We start from the raw sequence: 21570 nt of genomic DNA on the forward strand, positions 1-21570 counted from the left end.
TCACGTGTGCCTACTCGATGGGGCCGAGCGTACTGCTCGATTCGGTCACGCCTGGCTTCCGGATTCCGGGCCGAATTCCTCGACCCAGGCGATGTGGGATTCGGCATCATGACCCACGGATTGCGCGGCGGCCTCCACGTCGGCCAAACGGACTGCGAGACCATCCAGGTAGACCTCGGTCAGTGTTTGCCCGACGGTGTCGCTGTCCGGGTCGATGACCCAGCTGTCGTCGAGCGCATCGGGGGTGACCTGCCGCATCTGCGCGTGCAACAGCAACTTGGTCAACTTGTCGAGTGTGTCGAGATCGCGAGCCGTCCGGTCGGCCGGGAAGCCCATTTCACGGAATCGGCGAAGGCTCTCATACTTCGACGCAATCACCGTACGCCAGTCGCTCGGAGTCAATTCGTCGTACGGGTGCGGAAGGTTGCGGGCGCCTGGGAGGTTGAGTCTTTCGGCCAGTACGTCCCGCAGGTTGGTGAGTGTCAACACCGCCTCGGCATTGTCGGCTGGTGTGTTGTACCAGGCGCTCGCTTCGATTCGGGCGAGGTTGTCGATCACGTCCTGGTACCACTCGGCTCGGTTGCGCCGATCGTATGCCGCTTTCGACGTGAGTGTTCGTTCCCGGACCGCCTCGAGCTCAGCACGCGGAGTGTAGTGCTTGCGCCACTCGATCTTTTCGTTCACGACTGTGGCGTAGTGAAGGCTGAATCCCCCTGGCGGTAGTGCGTCCTGGTACGCGTTCCCGTTGTCGATCGGCCGAACGATGAGACCGAGCTGGAGTCGCCAGTTCTTGCTCCCGCGCTCGTGTCTGTCCCAGGGGCGGACGAGCGTATCGCCCCGACCGAGCCGCTGCCCGGTCGGAGTGTGGAAGAAATCTCGCCAAGCGTCTTCGAAATCCCCGAATATATCGCTCGCGTCGAATCCGGGCACATACTCGATCAGCAACACCAGTTCGCTGCCGCCAGGCAAAATTTCATCCGCGCCCAGTACCTCGGCAGCCCGCGAGCCGGCGTCCGCGAGGGTGATGGCCGCCAGCTTCTCGGCGTCACGCTGATCGATATCGCGTACCTTCTTCTCGATGTGACGAAATCCGTTGCGGTAGTGAACAATGCACACCCCCGCGGACATCGTCGCATCTCCGGTATCGCCTTTCAGGTGCTCGCGAGCGATCTCACCCGAGACAAGGGCCTCTGCGTATTTCTCGGCGAACGTCCTTTCGTCGGCCAGGTCCTTACGCCACCAGACGTAGTCGCGGTCGCGGTAGTAGTACGCGGTGCGCTCCGGGTCCGGATGTGCTCCGGATATCGTTTCCACGACGAGGCGTCCCTGGTCGTCGATACGAACGTGCCAGTACTCGATCGACACGCCGTTTTTCGGAGCCTGTCGGCGGAACCCAGGCACCTGCAGGTCCAGCAGCGCACGTTGATCGCGCAGTGGCGATGCGACGATCACTCGGCCGTCCGAGGTGTATCCGATCGCCTCCACGATCTGCCCGTCGTCATCGATGAACGGGCTCACTCCGGCAGCTGCGAACAGCTCCGGTACGGCCATGATCGCGAGCGCTGTGCGAACCTCGTCCAGGTATGTTTTCGCGGCTTCGAGATGCCGCGGCAGCGAGCGGACGCGCTCATCCAGTTCGGAAATCGCGTCTTGATGGTCGAGCAGCTCGGTCAACGCGTCGTCGGCTACGAGCCGGCGTAGAACCGATTCGAATCGCCGGCGCTGTCGAATCCGCAGCGCTCGGACCGTGCGCGCGATTGCCTCGGGGTCGCGCTGCCGCAGCTTCGTCTCATCCAGGCCGAGCGCCTGCGCCGGTTGCAGCGCATAGGTGACCACGTCCTCGGCGTCCGCCTCAGCAGCACGAAGCGCACGACCGAGAGCGGGGGAAAGCTCTGTGGGGTCCGGAGTCGAGTCGTCACTGCCGAAGCGGTGCCACACACTCGGGACGTCACCTCGACGGCCCCGTCTGTTCCCCCGATCGACGCCCGGATCGACGAATTCGATCTCGCTCCGAACATCGAGTACTCCATCGAGCGAAGGCGGCCTGGCGCCACGGCCGCGACGTTGCGCCGGGGGCATCAGTAGCGGATCAGGTTGCGGCACGACCGGATCCCATGGCATGCCGTCCTCCGGTCGGTGGTGATAAGCGTTCGGATCGGGGGCTCGTCTCCGGTTCTTTTTCCGCGGCAGGTCGAGCGCCTCCTGGGGGGCCAGTGGGTTTCCCGAAGAGGCGGGTGCTGCACCGGGTCGATCACGGCGCCACGGTGTTGTTGCGATCGGCTCGGACTTCTCCGTAGCAGGTGCGGAGGTTTGCTGGAGTGTGCGTTCGGCGTCGTCAGGTCTGCCGAGGAGTTTGACGGGGTGTGTCCGGTGCCGGAGGGTCCGAATCGGGTGGAAGGCCGGTACGAGGTTGCCGCCACAGCTGGTCCACATCGGTTGGAGCAGGCGGCCCCGGCCCGTGCCGACAGGTACGGGCCGTCCGTCCGTGCTGGTCCAGAAGGCGGCGAAAGCGTTGCCGAACTCGTCGTAGGACGCCGTCCATGCGTTCTCACCGTTCTCGTCGCCGCTGATATTCCGCACATGCATCTCGTCCGGGTCCTCGACGAGGGTGTCGAATACGAGAATTTCGGTACCGGTATCACCTTCGACTGCGACTACGTAGTGGATGTGACCATCGATGACCACGGCCGCGCTGTCGATGTCGTTGTCCGGATTGCGGATGATTTCGGCGGCCTCGTGGACGGGACTCTTGCCGCCGGTGTCGAACGGGCGGAGTTGGTTGCCCAGGCTCTCCTCGGTGATCCGCCAGTTGTCGCCGGCGTTCCAGCGCCGATCGGTGTCGTCGGGCTCCGATCCGAGGTCGTAGCCGAGTGCGCGGTGGATGCGGGCGACCTGAATGGCGCAGTTCCGGATGACCTCGGGGTCGGGCGCGGCCACCGGCTCGGGGGCGCGGCGTTCGGCAATATTCCGGACGACGAAGCCCGATGCGAGAGCGGTGAGCGCTCCGGCGGATATCCACTGGGCCGGGCCCATACCCAAGTTCAGAAGGCCCGCGCCGACGGCCAATCCGCCCAGTGGAGAGGCGAGTCTGCCGACCATGGCCTGCACGGAATTCGCTCGGGCATAGACCTCGCCGGGAGTGTTTTGCAGTTTGTATTTTCCTACGGATACATTGCCCGCGCCGAGGGTAGCCCAGGCCGCGACCCAGAACGGCGCGACCGTCATCACGTCGTCGGAGAGTGCTTCCGCCAGGCCGACTCCCGCCAGACCGGCGATCTTGGCCGTGAGTATCGTGTCGATGTCGAGCTTTTCACGAAGCTTCGTCGGAATGCGGCCACCGAGCAGTGTTCCCAGCGGGATCGCGGTGAGAATCGAAAATTTCTGCCATTCCGGCATCGGCGCATCCAGGATCCCCATCGAGTAATACGTCCACTCCATGCCCAGGGCGAAATTGGTGAGTCCGTGATTGGTGGCGATACGTTGCAGCATGGGTCTTTTGCGAAGTGCTCGAAAGCCCTCGCCGGCCGATTTCATGACCTGGGTACCGAGGTTCTTGCCGGTCGGCATCGGCGTCGTCGCGGTCTTCGGCATACCCCGCATCGTCCCCAGATTCCAGATTGACGACAGTCCGTTGACCACTGGTGCCAGCAGTGGCGCCGTAGTCGCCACCGCCGGACCGAATCCCGTGATGATCCGCGGTAGATACGCTTGCATGTTGTTGTAACGGGCGAGCTCCTCGGCGTTTTCCACGCCGAACATCTCACGGAAGACCTTTGCGGAGGTCTGGTCGTACAGGATCGCCCCGGCCGACATGGCCGCCGTTGCCAGACTCATCGTCAGCGGCATCGCGGGCGCACCGGTTGCGATGGCGGTGGCTTGGGCTGCCGCAGCTGTGAGTGCCAGGGTCTCGCCCGCCACCATGATCGGCCTCGCCGGTTTGTGCTCGGCGAGAATGCCCGCGAAGATCGGACCGCCCAAATACGGAAGGGTACCGACCAGCCCCACCCAGCTCGCGGCTTCCGGTCCGGCGGTGCTGAGCAGGTAGTACGGCATCATCGACTCGGTCAACAGGCTGCCGAGCGCCGACCCGACCTGACCGGAGCTTCGAAGTGCGATATCCGGCCGATTACGAAGCAACCGCCATAGCGACGATTTCTCCGGTTCCGGCGACTCGTCTGCTTCCTCGCCCCGGCCGCGCCCGTGTCCACCACCGTCGACATTGACGACGGGCAGCGCAGCCACCTGCCGCCGTGTGCGTAGCCAGCTGGGTTGGACAGAGCTGCCGCGGTCACCGAACAGGTCGCTGTCCGGATCGGGGATCAGGTGGAAGTCGGGCAGCTGGCGAGCCGGTGTCTCGGCGCGCAGATGTGTGGCGACGGCGCGGATCGCGCGGATTTCGCGCATCTCGAATGCCGGGAGTCCGGTCTGCGCCGCGGCGGCGGCGCGCCCGCGGGGCAGGCCGTGCACGAACCTCAGGGTCAGTGCCTGCCGATAGGCGGCGTTGGTGAGCTGCGCGATGGCGGGCTCGAGGGTTTGCGTCGATGTTCGCTGGACCAGCTCCCGGTCCGCGTCCACGCCGGGGCGAACCTGGGCATCGCCGAGCAGGAGAGCCGAGAGCCGTTGCACCGCACGGTAATAGGTCGCGTAATGATTAGGTCCGTACGCCTCGACCAGCTCTCGCGTCGGCAACTTCCGCAGCAGCCGCCCTTCGACCGCGGCGCGTTGCTCGGGGCCGAGTTGCGCGAGGCAACGGGTGAACGCATCGAGATCCTGTTCCAGCGCCTCGAGCACTACCTCGAACGGCTGGTTGCCCGCCCGCTGTTCGAGCAGCCGAGCGAGGCGGAGGAACGCGCCTCGCTGCGCTGTTCGTACCGCCCCCTCGGTCCGGCCCATGGCTTCCGCAGTGCGTTGGACCGACATCCCCAGTCCGAAACGCAGATCGAGCAGCCGGCGCGGCCCGGGAGCGAGCTCCTCGATCGCCGCCTGCAACCCCTCCCTGTCCTGGTCGAGCGCATTCCGGACGATCGGCGGTAGGTGCTGCACGGTCCGGCTTCGCCGCAGTGCCGCAGTCAATTCCGCGGTCGGCACTCCGTGCTCAGCTGCTGCGGATCCGGCGGGTTCGGTCGTTGCCGTCCGGATCGGGCTGTGATGCTGGGATATGAGCTCTCCGGCGTTGAGGACGAGCCATTGTTCGATATCCCGGTCTCCGATCCGGCCGATATCGCTGATCGCGCGTCGGCACGCCGCCTCGAATATTTCCTGGGCAGCTTCGGCTGACGGCGTATGGTGGCGCACCCAAGGGAATACTTTGTGCGCGAACTGTTCCCGGAGCAAGGCGACTGCTCCTCGGGTGTCGCCCCGTGCCAGGTAGTCATCGATTCGCGGTCGGACCCGGTCCGCCGGGTTCGGGCGCGCTCCTACGGGTGTGGCGGGCGTGGGGCCGCCCTCGGGTGGGCTGAGGTTCGCGTCGGCGGGGGACGCACCGATGACGTTGGCGATGAACGGAACTCGGGCGACCGCCGTTGGCGAATGACGGCGCAGGACGGTCTCGCGCACGGTCCGGGCATATCCCTCGGTTTCCGGATGGTCGCGACTTTGGAGGTAGTGGCCGAAGTCGTAGTCTCCGCTCAGCAACTCGTGCACTGCCGATACGAACCGCCAGTGCGCATCGTCCGTGGGAACGGACCTACCGGTGCGGCGGCGCAGCTGCGAGTGCAGGGCACGGTGGAGTATCTCAGGAGCGGCATCGGGCGGAGCGGCCAGCACGTCCGCGACGACCGACGTGAACCACTGGGCAATACGATTCTCCGGCGAGGATCTCGTGCCCTGGAATCCGTCGCGCAACTGTTCGGCGTGACGCAACTGATACGGCTCGATCCAGTGGTTCAGGAAGCGGTCGTACACGGGGCGGCAGGCGATCAGCGGAAGCAGGCTGTCGCCCGCGTGCCGCGCTCGGTGGTACGCCGGCGACTGTCGGTCCAGGGCGCGGCAGCCCGGGTAGTTCGCCCCGAATACCCCGTCCCGCGGGATCGGATCGAAATACCAGAACTCGGCCGGTGACTGATACTTCCTGGTCAGGTCGCGATCGGCCTGGAGGACCGGCCGCGCCGCCACAGTCGGAAGGTATGCGTACTGCGGAAGTTCGTCCAGCGACAGCTCGCGCTCGACGCGGCCGATGGCGCTGGCATGTGCCGCGGTGTCCGGGCCACTCGGCCGGTCCGGCTCGTCTGCCCGCATCGTTTCGAGTTTGTAGATCGCCATCATCTCGCCGGGCGTCCGGGGCCGCAGTTGTGCGAGCAGCAACCCTCTGCCGCTCGTATTGGGAAGGCCGAGAACGGTTTCGGCTTCGAGGGCGGCGGCGGAGAAAGCAGCGAGCGTACTGAGCCGGGGCCCGCGCTCGGCCAGCCAATTCAGTTGCCATTCCCAGTAATCAGGGCTGTCGATCCAGGCGGGGCCATGCGGTTCGCCTGCCGCGATCCGCATCAGATCATCGATGTAGGCGAAGCTCGGGTCCAAACCGAGTAGTTCCGCTGCGAGCCGGTGGGGTTCGGGTACATACAGGGTCGGCCTGCTGCCGATGGGATCTGTCGGCCGCGATCCGATCTCATCCGGCGATCGGACGCTCGGGAGGTCGGGTGATTGCTCGGTGTTACGAGGCTGATCATGTGGCGCGTCGAGAGCGTCTCGATCCTTGTCGACCGTGATCGCGACCGGCTCGGACCACGGAGTACGCGCATGCGGGTTTACCTGTGGTTCAGCTTCCTCGGCAGCTTCTGTGGCCCGGCTACGGTCGAGCGCATCGGGTATGTCCGGTCGGTTGTGGAAGAAGACGCCGCCGTGTTGGAGTGAGGTGAGGCGTTGTCGTCGTCTGGGGGTGGGTTTGTTGTCCATGGCGTCGTCGAGTTGTGCCATGGCGGTGCGGTGTTCGGCGAGGATGGTGTCGGCGATGCGGAGTAGGTGTTGTGTGGCGGCTTCGGGGTCGGTGGGTTGTTGTTCTCGCTCGGCGCGGGCGTGAGCTTTGGCGGCGAGGTCGCGCGCTAGACGAGGATCGCCGAGTTGGGCCATGAGGTGGTGGTAGACCCGTCTGTTCTCGGCCGAGTGCGCCGGTTCGTCCGAAATCTCGGTGGGCCGGGCCGGATTCGCTGCGGCGCGCTCCTCGTCGGTTCCTTTCCTCGCAGCCGCGATTGCTTCGTCATCAACGGGTCCGGCTGAACCTGGACCCGCGGTTGCCTGAGCAGGTTCGGCTCGGGGCGTGCCGGACCATCGGCTGTTCCAGGGGGTGTGCGCAGTTCGGCCTGCTGATTCAGTTGTGTCGGACGACGGCCGCGCCCCGATGGTGGGTTCGGTCGATGTCATGCCGCGTCGTTCGGCCTCGGCCGCGGCCAACTCGCTGATGTTGCGGTGGACTATCACTTCGCCCTCGGTCGGTGTCAGGACGTCGACCTCGGCAGCCACCACCGATTCTGCCTCGGCCTCGTCCGGCACGAGAGCGCCGTCCTCCTCGCGGATGCCGTACGAACTGAATTGCTCTGCCCACCATGCCCGCAAAGCTCGGACGTCGTCGGAGCCGTAGCTCTCCTCGAAATGCCGACTGACCACCTCGTGGGCGCTCGGCGCGTCGACGGGCAGGAGCCGGCGCAGTGCATGCGCCAATTCGTGGATGGCCAGGCAGAAGTACACCCGCGCGAGATCGACTCGCAGCCGTCCGGCAGCCACCTGCCGTATCGCCTCGGCATGCATTCGAACCGGTGCCGTCATCCACAATTCGTTGAATTCGATGCCGTCGAAGGAAAATTGGCCGAATACACCGGCATCCTCGGGAATGATCTTGATTTCGGACAAGTCTGCGAGAATCGGGAATCGGGCGATCATGTGCCGGATGCCCGCAATGAGCTCACCGGCGGTGGCCGCAGTGATGCCGGGGTTGTCGAGACCGATGATGTCGATGCCGTGGTCGGCTCGTAGCGTTGCGGCCATAGCCGACTTGGCCCGTTGTTCGGCCGGCGTCACAGGGCGGTACTCGGTCGTGAGTTGCGCTCGGTCCCTGTCCTTCAGGGCTTGGCGCTGCGGCGCGACCTCGGTCAGCAGGTCGTGAAGCACCTGCTCTCCGACGGACGTGTCCCGGGGATCGTGCTCCATGGCCGCGAAGGCTCCCGCCAGCGCGGCCGCTGCATCCAATCTTCCTTTCCCGTTGGGCCCGTATTCGCGGAATTGGCTGTTCGACCAGGCGAATGCCTCACGCGGAGACCACCGTGTCGGCCCTTGATGACTGCTCTCATGGTGGTCGACAAGCGTCAACTTGGCTTCCCGTTGTGCGGACAGCCGAGTCGCGACATTGAGTGCGTAGCCGAACTCACGTCGGACCAGCCCGAGGACCGGCTCCTCGACGGCCCCCACTGCCCGCCCGCTGTCGATCAGCGCGGCCCATCCCGAAGCGAAGAGCTCGCGGTCGGTTGCGACGGCCTCGGATACCGTGATGGACCGCGTGTACGGGTAACTCGTGTCGGTTCCGTCGACGTGGTCGCTCACGGCGAGCGGACGCGTACCCGGGATGGGGCCGAATCCGATCCGCAGCAGTTGGACGTACGGGTATTTCGTCAACAGTTGGTCTATCGCCCGAGCGAGCTCGCGGGCGACTTCCACTGTGATCCCGGGTAAGTCGAATCCGAACATGCGGACCGCGCGTCTGCGCCACAACTCGGCGGCGACCGCGGCGCCGGTCGCGCAGGACTCGAACGGGTCGGCCGCGGTCCGATCGATAGCGCCGGTCGCGACCACCGCATCGCGTGCCGCGCGAGCCAAGCGCCGATGTTGCTCACGCAGTTTTTCCGGGTAGCCGGGATCGTCGAACGGCAGTCGCTGTTCCGCGGTGGCGATGCGCCAATGGCGTTGAAGCCGCCCATTGTGAATTCGGCTACTCAGGTCGTCGACGAAGTCGTCGGTCGAGACATCTGTCCCGGAGTTCACCGCCGCGAGCACGATCGGCACCGCGCTCTCCGCCAGTCGCACATATTCGGACAGCATGTCGTTCGGAAGATCGTGGAAGTCCGTGGTGGCCCGCGAAATTCGGGTGCTGCCGTCGTGTGCTTCGATCCAGGCCGAGTCGGTCGTCGTGTCGAGCACGGCGCCGTATCCAGCGTCTTCAGGTGGTTCAGTGGCCGCAACCGCGTACAGCCGAGCTGCCGATCCGACGACCAGCGCACGCGGAGGGAGTGTGGGAACGTGGCTGCTCGGCTCTTCGGATCGGGACTCGGAAACGTGTTTCCCCTCCTCGTCCACCTGGCCGGGCGCTTCTCCGGCATCGCGCCGCACGGAGTTCGCTGTCGATGTGGTCGCCGCGGCCCGGTCGGCCTCCGGCGGTGCGGGTGGGTCGGATTTCCGGTCGGGGCCTGTGCGCGCGTTGGGTTCGTGGGGGTCGTCCGGGTTTACGGCGGTGACAATTTCGGGAGCGAAGCGGTTGCCCGACAGCTTTCCGATCCAAGATTCACCGGAGGGCGTCGTGCGAGCGCGACCCGGCCGCGATCGCCGAGTCCAAGAGGCAAATCCGTCGCCTTGTGGAGGTGTGGACGAAGGAGTCGCCGGTTTCTCGGAATCGTCGGGTGATCCGGTGATTTCGTGGGAGGCGTGCCGGATGACGACCTCACTGTCGGCAGGCCGGCTGAGCGGCGTGAGCACACCGCCGACGCGGCGGTACTTCGCCGTGTAGGCGAAATCCGCTCTCCGATAGCGGGATCGCCATTCGGTGTAGGGCCTGATGCGGTGGCGTCCGCCGTCGATGAGGGTGTCGTAGACGAAGACCTTGCCCTCGATCTTGTTGAGCAGGTAGGCGTGGGCGCGATTGCGGCTGCCGTCCTCCTCCACCGTGCCGACAACGACGACGACAGTATCGAGCTGAGGGTCGGCGACCAAGTCGTCGTATGCCGAGCGCATCGGGTCGTCGAGTGTGTTGTCGGGGTCGGCCCACAGCAGCCCGGCGGCGATGCCGCGTTCCAGGCCCATGGCATTGATCGCGCCGTTCGGATCGACCACGGCGGTGTCCAGCCCGAGCATGAGCAGCATGCGCGTGATCCAGGGGACGCAATCGAGGACTTGAGATGGAAGATCTCCGGTCGCGCTGTGCGAGTCCGGCGGGTGATGGGTCGACGAGTGTGCGTCGTTGTCCTCGAAGTCGGACGCGGGGCGGGTCAGGTCGAACCAGGTGACCTGGCGCCACGGCCCGGCCGGTTCGTCGAGGATGCGCACACCGGCCCGGAGGAACGTCGAACCGTCCGGTGCCGCAACGGATTCCGGAGGCGTAATGGACTTCTCGTCGTCGACGGCAACCACATCGACGCGCACCCGGTCGGCGGTGTTCTCGGCCACCATCGATACCGGGCCGACGAGTGCGCCCAGCATCAGTCGCAGCGCCGAGAGGATCGAGTCCCGGGCGACGGTTGCGGCGCCCGGCGGCCAGTCGCGGATCTGCGAAAGCAACCACTCGCCGGCCTGCGCGAGATCAGTCGCCGATTCCGATGTGCGAGCGGTCGTTCGAAGAGCAATTGTGTTGCCGGGCGTTGCCGCTATCGGCTCCGGGGCCGGCGGTCGCGCACCGGGGCGATCCTCGGTGGGTACGTCCTCGACCCAAGCGCCACCGGATTCCGCCAGCCACGCTCTCAGCCGCGAGTGCACCGCCGCCAGTGCCGCGGCGGTCCGCACTCGGTCGCTGCCGAGGCGCACCGATTCCCAGCGCGCGGTCACGCCCGAATCGGCCGTGATGAATTCAACCGTGAAGGTAGCCGGTTCGCAGCGCGGCACGAGGAGTTCAGCGGTGACCGCGACGCCGTCGACAGAGCGCGTGATTCCGGTGACCTGCACCGCTACCGAGCGTCGGCGGCCCCAGGGCGCACGAGTGACGAAATAGCCGGAAAGCAGCGGCGCCGAGTTCGTACCCAGTGCTTGCAGCACGGCGGCTGCGGCCGGCGGCGTGCCGCTGTCGTTCCACAGCGATTCCGTGCGATTTCCGGCCGCCGGGGCGCACCGGGACAGATCGGCCCCCGCAGTGTGGAGTGCGTCCAGAACCTGTGCCTGTCCGCGGTAGTCGAGGGCGCGGCTCGGCGACATGGCCGGCGAGAGGTCGATCGCGGTGATCGCGCCATGGATGCGCCAGTTACCCATCCCGGCGATGTCGCCGAGCGAACCGCCCTGCGCGAGATACGCCTCGAGCACGTCTGCCTGCCAGCCTGCAGCGGTGATGAACTCGCCGGACGTGGTGAGCAGAAAGCCCTGCGAGCCGAGGGTGTCGATCGCTGCGCCGTCCGCGCGGACCGGACGGCCGCGCCGGTCGATATGCAGACGTACCAGGTCGAGATCGACGGCACCGGGCCCGGGGACGTAGCCGGGTAGCGACATCGGGGTGTACTCGGCGCGGCTCGGCGGCGACGCCTCCTCGCCCGCATCGATGTCGGCGATGATGTTCTCCGGCGGGTTGAACCCTGCGAAATCGACACCTGAGCGGGCCAGCCAGGGCGCGATTCGATCACGGTGAAAAGATTCGATCGCCGAGCCCACGAATTGGTTGTCGGAACTGTCCTCGCGCACGTAATAGGCGATGGTGGCATCGCGCCCATGAAGCAGGTGCAGGGATATTTGCCCGGGCGTCGCGTTCCCGCGCAGCGAACCGACCGCCAGTTCCACGACCAGACCGGTGTCGGTGGCGTGCCAGTCGGTGATGTCGACCCAGTGATCGGTCGAGGCGCCGGAGAACAGAGTGTCGACCGCCGGATCGCCGTCGAAGACGCCGAGTCCCCGGCGCTCGATCAACTGCTCGACAGTGGGTACCCGAGTCTCGGGTATCCACAGATAGCCCGCTGTCCCGTTCCTGACGGTCAGATTCTCGGCCGGAACTCGATGCGACAGTTCGAACATCGCCTGCGCCGCGAACCGCGCACTCAGTGCCGATCGGGACCCGGCGTTCGCAATGAGGCCGCTGCCGAGCTCGACCTCGATCCGGCGGCCGTCCACGACCTGCCAGGCGCCGAACGCGAACGGTACCTGTCGTGGGTCCGGGAACGAACTCCACAACAGCCAATGCTTGGCCGGAGTGGAGCGGATCGTATTGCCGACGAAGAAGAACTGCTCCCAGCCGCCGGAGTTGTATGGGTTACCGTCCTCGTCGCACAACACCCCCTCGGCGTCGAAATGCAGATCGTGATAGCGGATCCGACGCCCTTCTTCAGGGTGGTAGGAGGACTGGTCTTCCATCTCGACCGTCACGTAGGCGGCCCGCCGAGCGGGGCCTCCCGGATCACCGGGCACCGGAGTCGAAGATTCGGACCGGTCTTCCGGGCGGCGCCCGATCGGGGTGTCGCGCTCGGTGTGGACGCGGGAGTCGCCGACGACGTCGGTTGTGTCGACCTCTTGCACCAGGGTGTGTTCGTCCGCGTCGGGGCCGAAGTACGCCGTGATGGCTCCTGAACCGGAATCATTCTCGGCAACAACGACATGCGACTCCGCCAGCCACGGATCGATCAGTTCCGAACGCAGCTGCGCCCAGGCTGCAGCGACCTCGGTGGCAGCGGGTGACGAGGTGGGCTCGATGAAGGCGGCGGTGATGGTGTCGCCGTGCCGGGTGAGAGTCATCGTGAATTCGACTCTGCCGCCGTTCATCGAAGTGACGGGTAAGGCGATCGACAGCTGTGCCGGCGCCGATTCGACCACGGTGGGGTACACCCAGAATCGGGTTGTGGCACAAGCGAAGACCGACTCAGGATGCGCGTAGGGCTCGGTCATGAGCTCCATGGCCGAATGCATCGGCGCGGGTAAGCGGAAGATGCTGCCATGGAATGTGCCACTGAGGTTCATCGCGGTGAGGTCCACTCCGTGCTCGGCGAGCCAGTGGAGCGTCTGCATGACGAATTTCATGCGCTCCTCGAGCGTGTCCGGGAACGCCCGGCTGGTCAGAAGCGCCTCCTGCGGAACACCGTTGACCATTCGGCCCCAGAGCCCGGCCCCGATCGGAGCGTCGACGGGATCGGCATAGGTGCTGAACAGGATTTCGTGCGGATGGACGAAGTCGTAGGAATCGTCGTCGTCGTCCAATTCCGGGAAGTCGTCTGCCCCGGCGACCCGGAAATCGTCCGGCTCGACGCCGATCAGAAAGAATTCGTAGTCATCGCTGTTGTGCGGCGTCCCGTCCCCGTCGCAAAACAGGCCGTTCCGGATAGTCAGCTTCCGTACTCGCGTATTCTCCGCGAGCCTCGGCTGGTACGCATCGGGTGAAACGGGCGTCGCCACAGCGTATTCCGGCCGTGCCGCTTCGCCACGCGGCCCGTTGATGGAATTGCCCGGCAACGGCCGGTCGGGATCGCCGGAGGGGGCGTGCAGCGCCTCCAGCATCCCCCTTGTCGTGGTGAGATAGGAAACGAAGGTTTCCTTCGGATCCGATTCGATGTATCCGGGTTTCCAGTCCCGATAGGGACGGATGCCGGGAGAGGGCAGCAGTGAGTCGAAGACGAAGAGTTCTCCCTCGATATCGAGCAGAAGATAGGCGTGATCGGTGCCCTCCTTGCCGACGACCACCACCGCACCGTCAGCAGGATGGTCGGGGTCGTAAACGTTGTCGGCGATGCTGCGCAGCGGATCGGCCGGGCCGAATTCATCGGCTGCGGGCTCGGTAACGATGTCGTGGGCCGGAACGAGCGTGAGCTCCGCATGGATGCCACGTTCGAGCGAGTGCGGGTCGTCGGCATTCAGCGGGAGCTCGGGGGCCTCCTCGAGGCCGACCGCCCTGGTGAGCCGTGAGACATAGGGGACGCACGCCCGGAGCAACGCGGTGATTTTCCGGATCTTGCGCCGCGCGCTGCCGAGGTGGTCTTCCACCGTATGCGGACTGACACCCAACTGCTCGGCGATCTCCCGCTTCGACAGACCTTGTTCGGACAATGCGAGAATGTGACTCTCGCGGTTTGTCAGCCGCGCTCGGCGAGATGCGTCCGGCTGCTCCGTGACCGGAGACGGCGCTCGTCCCGGCCGGGGGTGTGCGGAATGCCCGGCCGGTGAGATGTCATCGAGCAGGCCCGAGCGACGGGCGATCTCGACGATCTCGGCGCGACCTTCGCCGTGGAGTTCGCGGGTCACATCGGCTACCAGGGACTTCAACGAGTCTACCGAAACGCCCAGCTCGGCAGCGATCTCCCGATAAGTCAGGTCCTGTGCGAGCAAACGGACGAGTCTCCGTTGGTACGGCGTCAGACGGAAATCCCTGGTCGGTCGGGCGGATGGTTTGCCCGACCAGTTGTCGAGGATCCGCCAAGGCTGGTGACCGGTGGGTGCCACCGGGAGGGAAACGGTGACGCCATGGCGTTCGGCGAGCAGAATGGCGAGATCCCGTGCGGTTGACCACAGTTCGAGCGGTTCGGTCATCGGATCCGTGGGAATGTCGTGCGGCGCCGTCGAATCGCGCCGCGCCGGCCAGAACCTGGCGAGCCGTAACTGTCGATTGAGGGAGAGTGCGGCGCGCAGCTGGCGCACTTCGTGGGTGGAGACATTCGCCAGTGTCAGTGCGAGTGTGTCGTCTCCGGACATTCCGGCGCCGCGCAGCACGAAATCTGTCAAGTGCCGCAAGAATTCGGCGGCCGGCCGGTGTTCGGCGATCACATTGCGCGCGACGAGATCCACCCGTTCCGTCACCGTCCGGCCACCCGTCTCGGCCCCGCGCGCCGCCCGCGCACACACTTCCGCGACAATCTGCGATCCCGACGCGGCGCCGACAGTTCTGGTAGCCAGGTCGAAAATTCTGTCGGCGAAGTGGTTTCGGAGCGTATCGGCGGTGATGGGCCAGCTGTCTCGGCGGGTGACAGTCGGTCGGCCCCTGACGACGACGAGATAGCCTTCGTCGCGTAGCTGCCGGTACGCGTCTCGGACCGTGTACGCCTGTATCTTTTCGGGGTTCAGTTGCCGCATCAACAGCCGGGCCGAGGGCAAGGCCCGCCCCGCAACCACGTCGCCCGACAGTATCGCGTGACGCAGTTGATGCACGAGCAATCGGCGCCACTCCGGCTGCCCGGCTTCACGGCCGTCGGTGGCCTCCTCGACCATCCGCAGAATATCGACAATCGCCCGAATATCCTCGCCGGAATCCGGCAGCGCGTCCACGAGTTCCGGCATCGTGTACGTGGCAACGATCGCCTCCTCACGGGAGTGCACACCGAGTTTGACGAAGATCCGGTTGCGATAGGTGACCGCGGTTTGCCGGGTCGTGTTCAGCTCGGCCGCGATTTGATCGTCAGTGCGACCGGAGATGATCAGGCCCAGGGTCCGGAGCTCCTGCGTGCTGAGGCGCACAGCGGTGCCGCGAGTGCCTGAGTGGGACTTCCAGTCGTCGGCATTGACATCCAGCCATCCCGCGCGAATGGCGGCGCCCACCATTCCGGCGCGGTCTCCGATGCGGATCCTTTGCCCGAGGGCGCGCAGGCGCTTGTTCACCGCGTCCTTCCCGACGGGCACACCACGTATGGCGGTGAGCGCGTCGGCGACCGCACGGTTCGACAATCCGGTGGCTACCAGGAACAGCATGGTGTGCTCGTCGGGCGACAAGGCCGGTGTCTGCTCGGGTACCGCCGAAAGTTCGGTGATGTCCAGCAAGCCGTGGCGGACCGCCTCCGGCACCACGGATGCGCGCTTCGTGACATTGAGGGCCTGCAAGAGCTGTGAGTAGGTCCTGCGCCCCGTGGCCCGCGACCAGCCGGTCTGTTCGATGACTCCGGACCACGACACGCCACGGGCGATCAGCCTGAGAAGCGTCTGCTGTCGTTCTCGCGATGGATCGCTTGCCATAGGGGTCCCGTTCCGGGCCAGTGATCCGGCCAGCCGGCGCAGCGCACCGGCCTCAGCCGTCCGCACTGCCTGGGGCGTCAGCGCCGAGGCCGCCCAACCCCGCGCGTTCAAGGTGTCCGCTACCTCGTTGTGCGCCAGGCCCTGTTGATAGCGCAGTGTCAGGATGCGGCGCTGAATCGGGCTCAGGGCGCGGAAGTGCTCGTCGAACTGCGATGGGATGGCTCGAGAGAACGATTCGGCGAGAGGGTCCGAGTCGTCGGCATCCTCCAGCTCTCGGTACGCGGTGGCGAGGTCGTCGCGCAACCGGCCGCTTTCCGCCACGGTGTACTGCCTGCGGGTGCTCGGCGGCGGCGGATTCGCCGCGTCCTCCGAGGGTCTGCTGCCGACCGGTGAGCGTTCGTCTCGACGTCGGGCGTTCGACCCGTTTCCGGCAGCATCCAATCGCGCCAGCATCTCCGCGTACAGGCCCGGGTCTGCACTCGAGTTGATTTCGTCCTGCGTGGCCTGCGAAACGGGGGGGCGCTGCGGCAGTTTCTCGGCGTCGGGCGCTTCCGCGCTGAGACGGGGGACGAGGTTGCCGTCGCGGTCGAACTCGATGGTCCGGAACAGACGCTGTTTCGGTCCCAGCTTCTTGATGTATTTCTCTTGCTCGCGGCGCCAGTCGTCGAATCCTTCGGCTTTGTTCAGCAAGGTGCGGCGGTTGCGCAGATCCTTGGGTCCGTGGTCGTCGTCGGTGTTGCCGTCCCGGGACGCCGCCAGGTCGACGACGACCAGATTCGGCTTGTCGACCGAGGTGCTGTCGTTGACCAGCAGCACCATGTGGTCGTCGGCTTCGATGCTGGTGCCCTCGGCGTAGGTGTCTTTCCATTTGTAGACCAGGACGGTGATACCGCCGGGCCGGGATCCCAGCGATTCGGCCACCTCGTCCAACGATCCGGCACGCTGGAGCTCGGCGCCGAATGTGTCGCGCACCGTGTTGCTGTCGTGGCCCCGGAGCTTGAAGTCCGGCATCCGGAAGCGATTGGCCTTGTCGGGGCACAACACTCGCATGCCGGTGACGGCGTTGTTGACACAGTTGTTGGGGCTGAGGCGGTGGATCTCGAACACCGCGTCGAACAACGCGGCGACGGCCAGATACCGGGAGGCGGCGGCAACAATGTCGTCGGTTGTGGCCGCATCGGGGTTGTGGGGCGGCGCTGCGGTCTGGTTGGGGCCTGTATCCGGGGCGTTGGCGTTCTGGGTGTCGGCGTCCTGGTCGGGTGTGTCTGCGCGGGTCCGATCTGTGGGCGAATCGGTGGTGTGACCGGTGCCGGTGTCTGTGACGGTGGCCGATGAGATGGCGCCGGTCAGCTGATCGCCGACTGCTTCGCCGAGGATGTCGCGGGCGATGATCGGGGTAATGCCGGCGGCCGGGTAGCCCAGCGCCGCTGCGAGGGCATCGCGTGCCTGAGTGTGCAGCGGGTCGAGGGTGCGCAGGCCTTCGGCGCCCTCGAGGTCTGCTATCGGTATTCCGAGTTCGGCGGCAAGGTCCCGGCGCAACGTCCCCGGTTGGATCAGCGCGTCCGCGGCGCTCTGCACCTCCCGCGTACTGGCTGCAGCGGGGGCGGTGGACATGACGTGGTGCTGTAGCGCCACGGCTGTGGCGGGCGCGATACCGGCCCGGTCGAGTAGTTCACGAATCGGGTCGGCGGCACCGTCGCGTTCGAGTTCGGCGATCCGGTCGGCGACGGCCGCAGCCGGGATTCCCAGCAGTCCGGCCAGGCGCGCCGCCGGGTCGGAGTCGGGTTGGTCGTAGAGCCCGGTATCGGCTTCGGCGAGCGCCAGGTAGGCGTTGCCGGTCGAGACGGCGTGATGGCGGACGAACTCGGCAGTCGAGTGCCGCAGCGCCCGCTGCTGCAGTTCGGGCACCAGCTCACGGACGGCTCGTCGCGCCGCCACCAGCGCGTCATGGTTCTGGGGAGTGGGGTCGGTCGCGTGCGCGGCCACCGCCTTCTCGTAGACGACAACGGTCTCCCGTACGCCGCGCAGGTGCATGGCATTGCGGATCAGCGCGTCCTGTGCCGACATCACCACCTGCGCGCTGCCGCGCTGCCCGTTCCGTGCGGTGCGGTTCTTGGCCTGTTCGTGGATGTAGGACTGCTCCGGGGCCTCCGTCATCCAGACGTGCATGCCGCCCTTGGCCTTCACCGCCTCCGACACCGAGATGTCGACCCCGCGCTGGCCCTGCCGGTTGATCACCAGGATCTTGCCCTGCTCACCGGCCTCGTCGAACACCTTCTGCAACTGGGCTTCCCAGTCCGCGCCCCAGCCGATGATCCGTTTGGCGTCCACCGCTTCGATCGCATCTCTCGGCACACCCGCGCGCACCAGCGCCTCGACCTGACGGGCGACCAAATCGTTGCGGTGACAGAGGATCTCCTGAAACCGGCCCTTGCCGTCGGCTCGCATCTCGTTCGCGTATTCGGCGATCGTGCGCAGTTTGGCGTGTGTGCTCTCGACCACATCGTGCTGGCCCTCCACCAGCTGATGGGTCTGCGACCGTCCGACCTCGTGCGCCGGCTCCAGGTTGTAGATCTTCTGCAGCACCGGGTTCAGGTCGGTGAGAGTGCCGGACGCACCTGTCACTTCATCGAAGAAGGATTCGCTTCCGACACGGTAGATTTCGACCGAATCGATACGCTTGGCGGACTCCGCATCCGCGCGCACGACGATCCGATGCTCCTCGGCGCTCTCCCTGCGGCTCTCCGCCGCGCGGATCTCCTTGGCCTCGATGGCCTGCGCGAGGCTCGCCTTACCCGGCTCCGCGCTCCACCGTGATTCGCTCGAGGTCTTCGGGTTGCGTTGCAGCCCATGTTCGGCCTGATCGATGATGACGATCTTGCCCGTGTCCATTTCGTAGTGGACACCCTTACGGACGAGGAACTCTGCGTGGGCCGCGGTCTCCAGCCGGGAGGCCCCCATTCCATCCAGCCAGTCTTGTCCGCCGGGCAGCGCCTCGACCTTCGCCCGCCCCTCGGGGGTCAGCTCGGGTTGACCGTCGTACCAGTACATGACCTCCGGTGTGCCGTCGGCCTGCATGCCGATTTCCTCGGCTATTCGCCTGAGGCCGAAATCGTCGTGCGTCAGCGACCCGTCCGCCAGTGCCTTGGTGAGAAAGTCGTGTGCGCCGAACACCTGCTGGGCCGTGGCCTCCGGCGCCGCCTGCTCGGCACCTTCCGACCGGAGGAACTGCCGTTCGCCCCGGTCGATGATGCCGTCCATCTCGTCGATCAGCGCATGGCGCGGTGGCTTGATACCGGCGTTGCACAGATGCCCGACTGTCTCGCCGGTCGCGACCACGATCGCAGGCCGCCCCTTCGTGATCGGCCCGAAACCGTTCTGCTGATCGGCGCGGAACACGTCGATCCCGAATGTGCCCAGCACATTCTGCATGTCGGCGAATTCCTCATCGCCGGTCAACAGCTTCCGATACGTGCTGACTTCGCGATTGGCCAGTCCATCGGTGGTGGTCACGAGCAGAACCGAGCCGTGTTGCACCGCACGTTGGATTGCGCCGGCCATGAATACCAGCGATTTGCCCTCGCCGGGTTTCATTTCCACCGGACGCGATTTCATCGCGTAGACGGCTTCCGCCTGTTCGACCCGCAACACCATTCCGCCGGGCACTTTCTCGCTGATGGTGCCGCGCCGGATGATCTCCATCGTCGCCAGCAACGACTGGTGCTCATCGCCGCTGTGCAGGCCGGCCATCAGCACGTCGTCCGGAAGGTTGGACAGGCGTTGACCTTCCGGAACATGCTCGGCGGAGGCCTGGTGGAAGTCGATCAGCAGATCGACCGCCTTGTCGCGGTCGCTGCGCGGCATACCGGCGGCGTCGGCGAGACTGTCGTGATCGGCCGACGGAACGCTCTGCTCGTCGTGCACCGACGACGAATGTTCTTCCACGGCAGGTGTTTCGGTGCCGTCCGCCTCGGTCCGGCCGGAGCCTTCGGGTCTTTCCTGACCGGACTGCTCGGCAGTCTCCTCTCGCTGCGGGGTCGCATGCTCTTCGCCACTCGACGATCCGGGTTCGCCACGAGCACTGGACGATCCGGGTTCGCCGCGAGCACTGGACGATCCCGGTTCGCCGCGAGCGCCGGGAGTTCCCGCCTCGCCCGCAGCAGCTGGATGGGGTCGTGCCGATGTTTGCGTACCGGCACCGTCCGCGACCGCCGTGTGTTCTCCGGCCGGGCTCGGCTCGGCTTTCGCGTGCGCGCTGTTTCCTGTTGACGCGCCGGCCTTTTCGTGAAACTCGCCGACCGGGCGTGGCGGGGCGCTCGTCGGGAGCTTCGGCGGCGGCGAGGTCTCGCCCACCGCCTCGACCGATCGGGGTGCGGTCGCCTTCCCTGCGGCGACCGGCTTCTCGGCCGGTGGCCGCTCGACCGGAGCCGCCGTCTCGGAATGTGTTCCCGACCGCGCCGCGGCGGCGTCGGAAGATGCGGGACGGATGGGTTGCCCGGGCTGTCGACCACCGGCTCCGTCGGCCGCGATCGTTGGGCCCTGCTCGCGTGAGGGTGGTTCCGCGGCCCCGGTCTTTTCCGTGGTTCCGCCACGCTCACCTGCGGTCTTCGTGGTCTCCGCGGTCGAGCCCCAGGCCTTCTGCGCGTCCGCCCACGCCCGTTTCGATTCCGCCGACACCTCGACCGGTCGCCGAGGTGTCGCGGCTTTCCCGTCGTGCCCTGCCGAGATCGCGTCGGGCGGTGTGAATGTCGCGCCGCCGTCGATCGCCGACGGATGGGCTCCGCTGCGGGAATACACGCCCCCGGCGAATGCGCCGTTGAGCAGCGGCGCGAGCACCTGGTCGTAATGCTGCGGCCAACCAGCCACCAGCGACGCCGCACCCAAACCCGATATCGCGCCGGCGGTACCGTGCACCAGGCCCAAGGCCAAGCGACTGCTGCCGATCCGGGGGAACACCATCGGCGCGAACTTGCCGGCGACCATGCCGCCCACCGCTCCACCCGCGCCGGCCAAGGCGGCGACTTCGATCGACTTCAGATCGATTCCGGTCGGATTCGTGCCGTCCGATCCGATGATGTCGGCGGTGCGATCGCCGGTGGCGACCTGCAGCGCCTGCACACCCGCGTCGACGCCTACGGGCAGCGCGGCCGCCTTGCCCAGCATGGTGACGAACTGCAGGGGCCCCATGCTGCTCAGCCGTGCAGCCGCCTCCGCGCCGCCCGTCGCAATTGCCCGCTCCATACTCGTGCGCATCACGGCAGCCTCGGCGCGTCCCTCGGCCAGCACGGTCTCCACGGCCGGTGCTGCCGCAATCTGTCCGGCCGGCCCCGCTGCTGCAGCCCCGGCCATCAATCCGTAGATCTTCCATGCCAAGTGGATTCCGAACGCGAACATCACGCACAGCCACTTCTCCGCGTCATTGGCTGCTTGCTGCGCTTGATCGGCCAGGGTGTTCACGTCATCGCCGAGCCGGGCCGCACCCTTTCGGTACGACCGCAATGCCTCGCGCAATTTGTCGGCCAGCTCTCCGGCTGAATCTTCTTGTGCCAAAAGGTCTTCGATATCGGTCGAATGGTTTTCCAGCTCGCGGGCGCGGGCCCGGAACTCTGCAACCATGCGGCGCATCTCGGAAATGTCGGCGCGCGGGAGCTCTCCGCCGAACACCACCATCTCGATCGGAGTCCGCAGGAATCCGGGCAGACTTTCGAAAGTGTTCCGCAGCTCCACGACCGGGCTGAACAGCGAACCGTCCACCGG

1 protein-coding gene is annotated in these 21570 nt (G+C 66.3%); it reads right to left on the reverse strand.

Going from position 1 to position 21570, the window contains the following annotated elements:
* Positions 1 to 45: 45 nt before the first annotated feature.
* A complete protein-coding gene (locus tag A5780_RS32745; RefSeq protein ID WP_156769734.1) occupies positions 46 to 21567 on the reverse strand; it encodes a LuxR C-terminal-related transcriptional regulator in 21522 nt (7173 codons plus the stop codon).
* Positions 21568 to 21570 lie beyond the last annotated feature (3 nt).

Source organism: Nocardia sp. 852002-20019_SCH5090214, from assembly GCF_001665865.1.
GTDB classification, from domain to species: Bacteria; Actinomycetota; Actinomycetes; order Mycobacteriales; family Mycobacteriaceae; genus Nocardia; species Nocardia nova.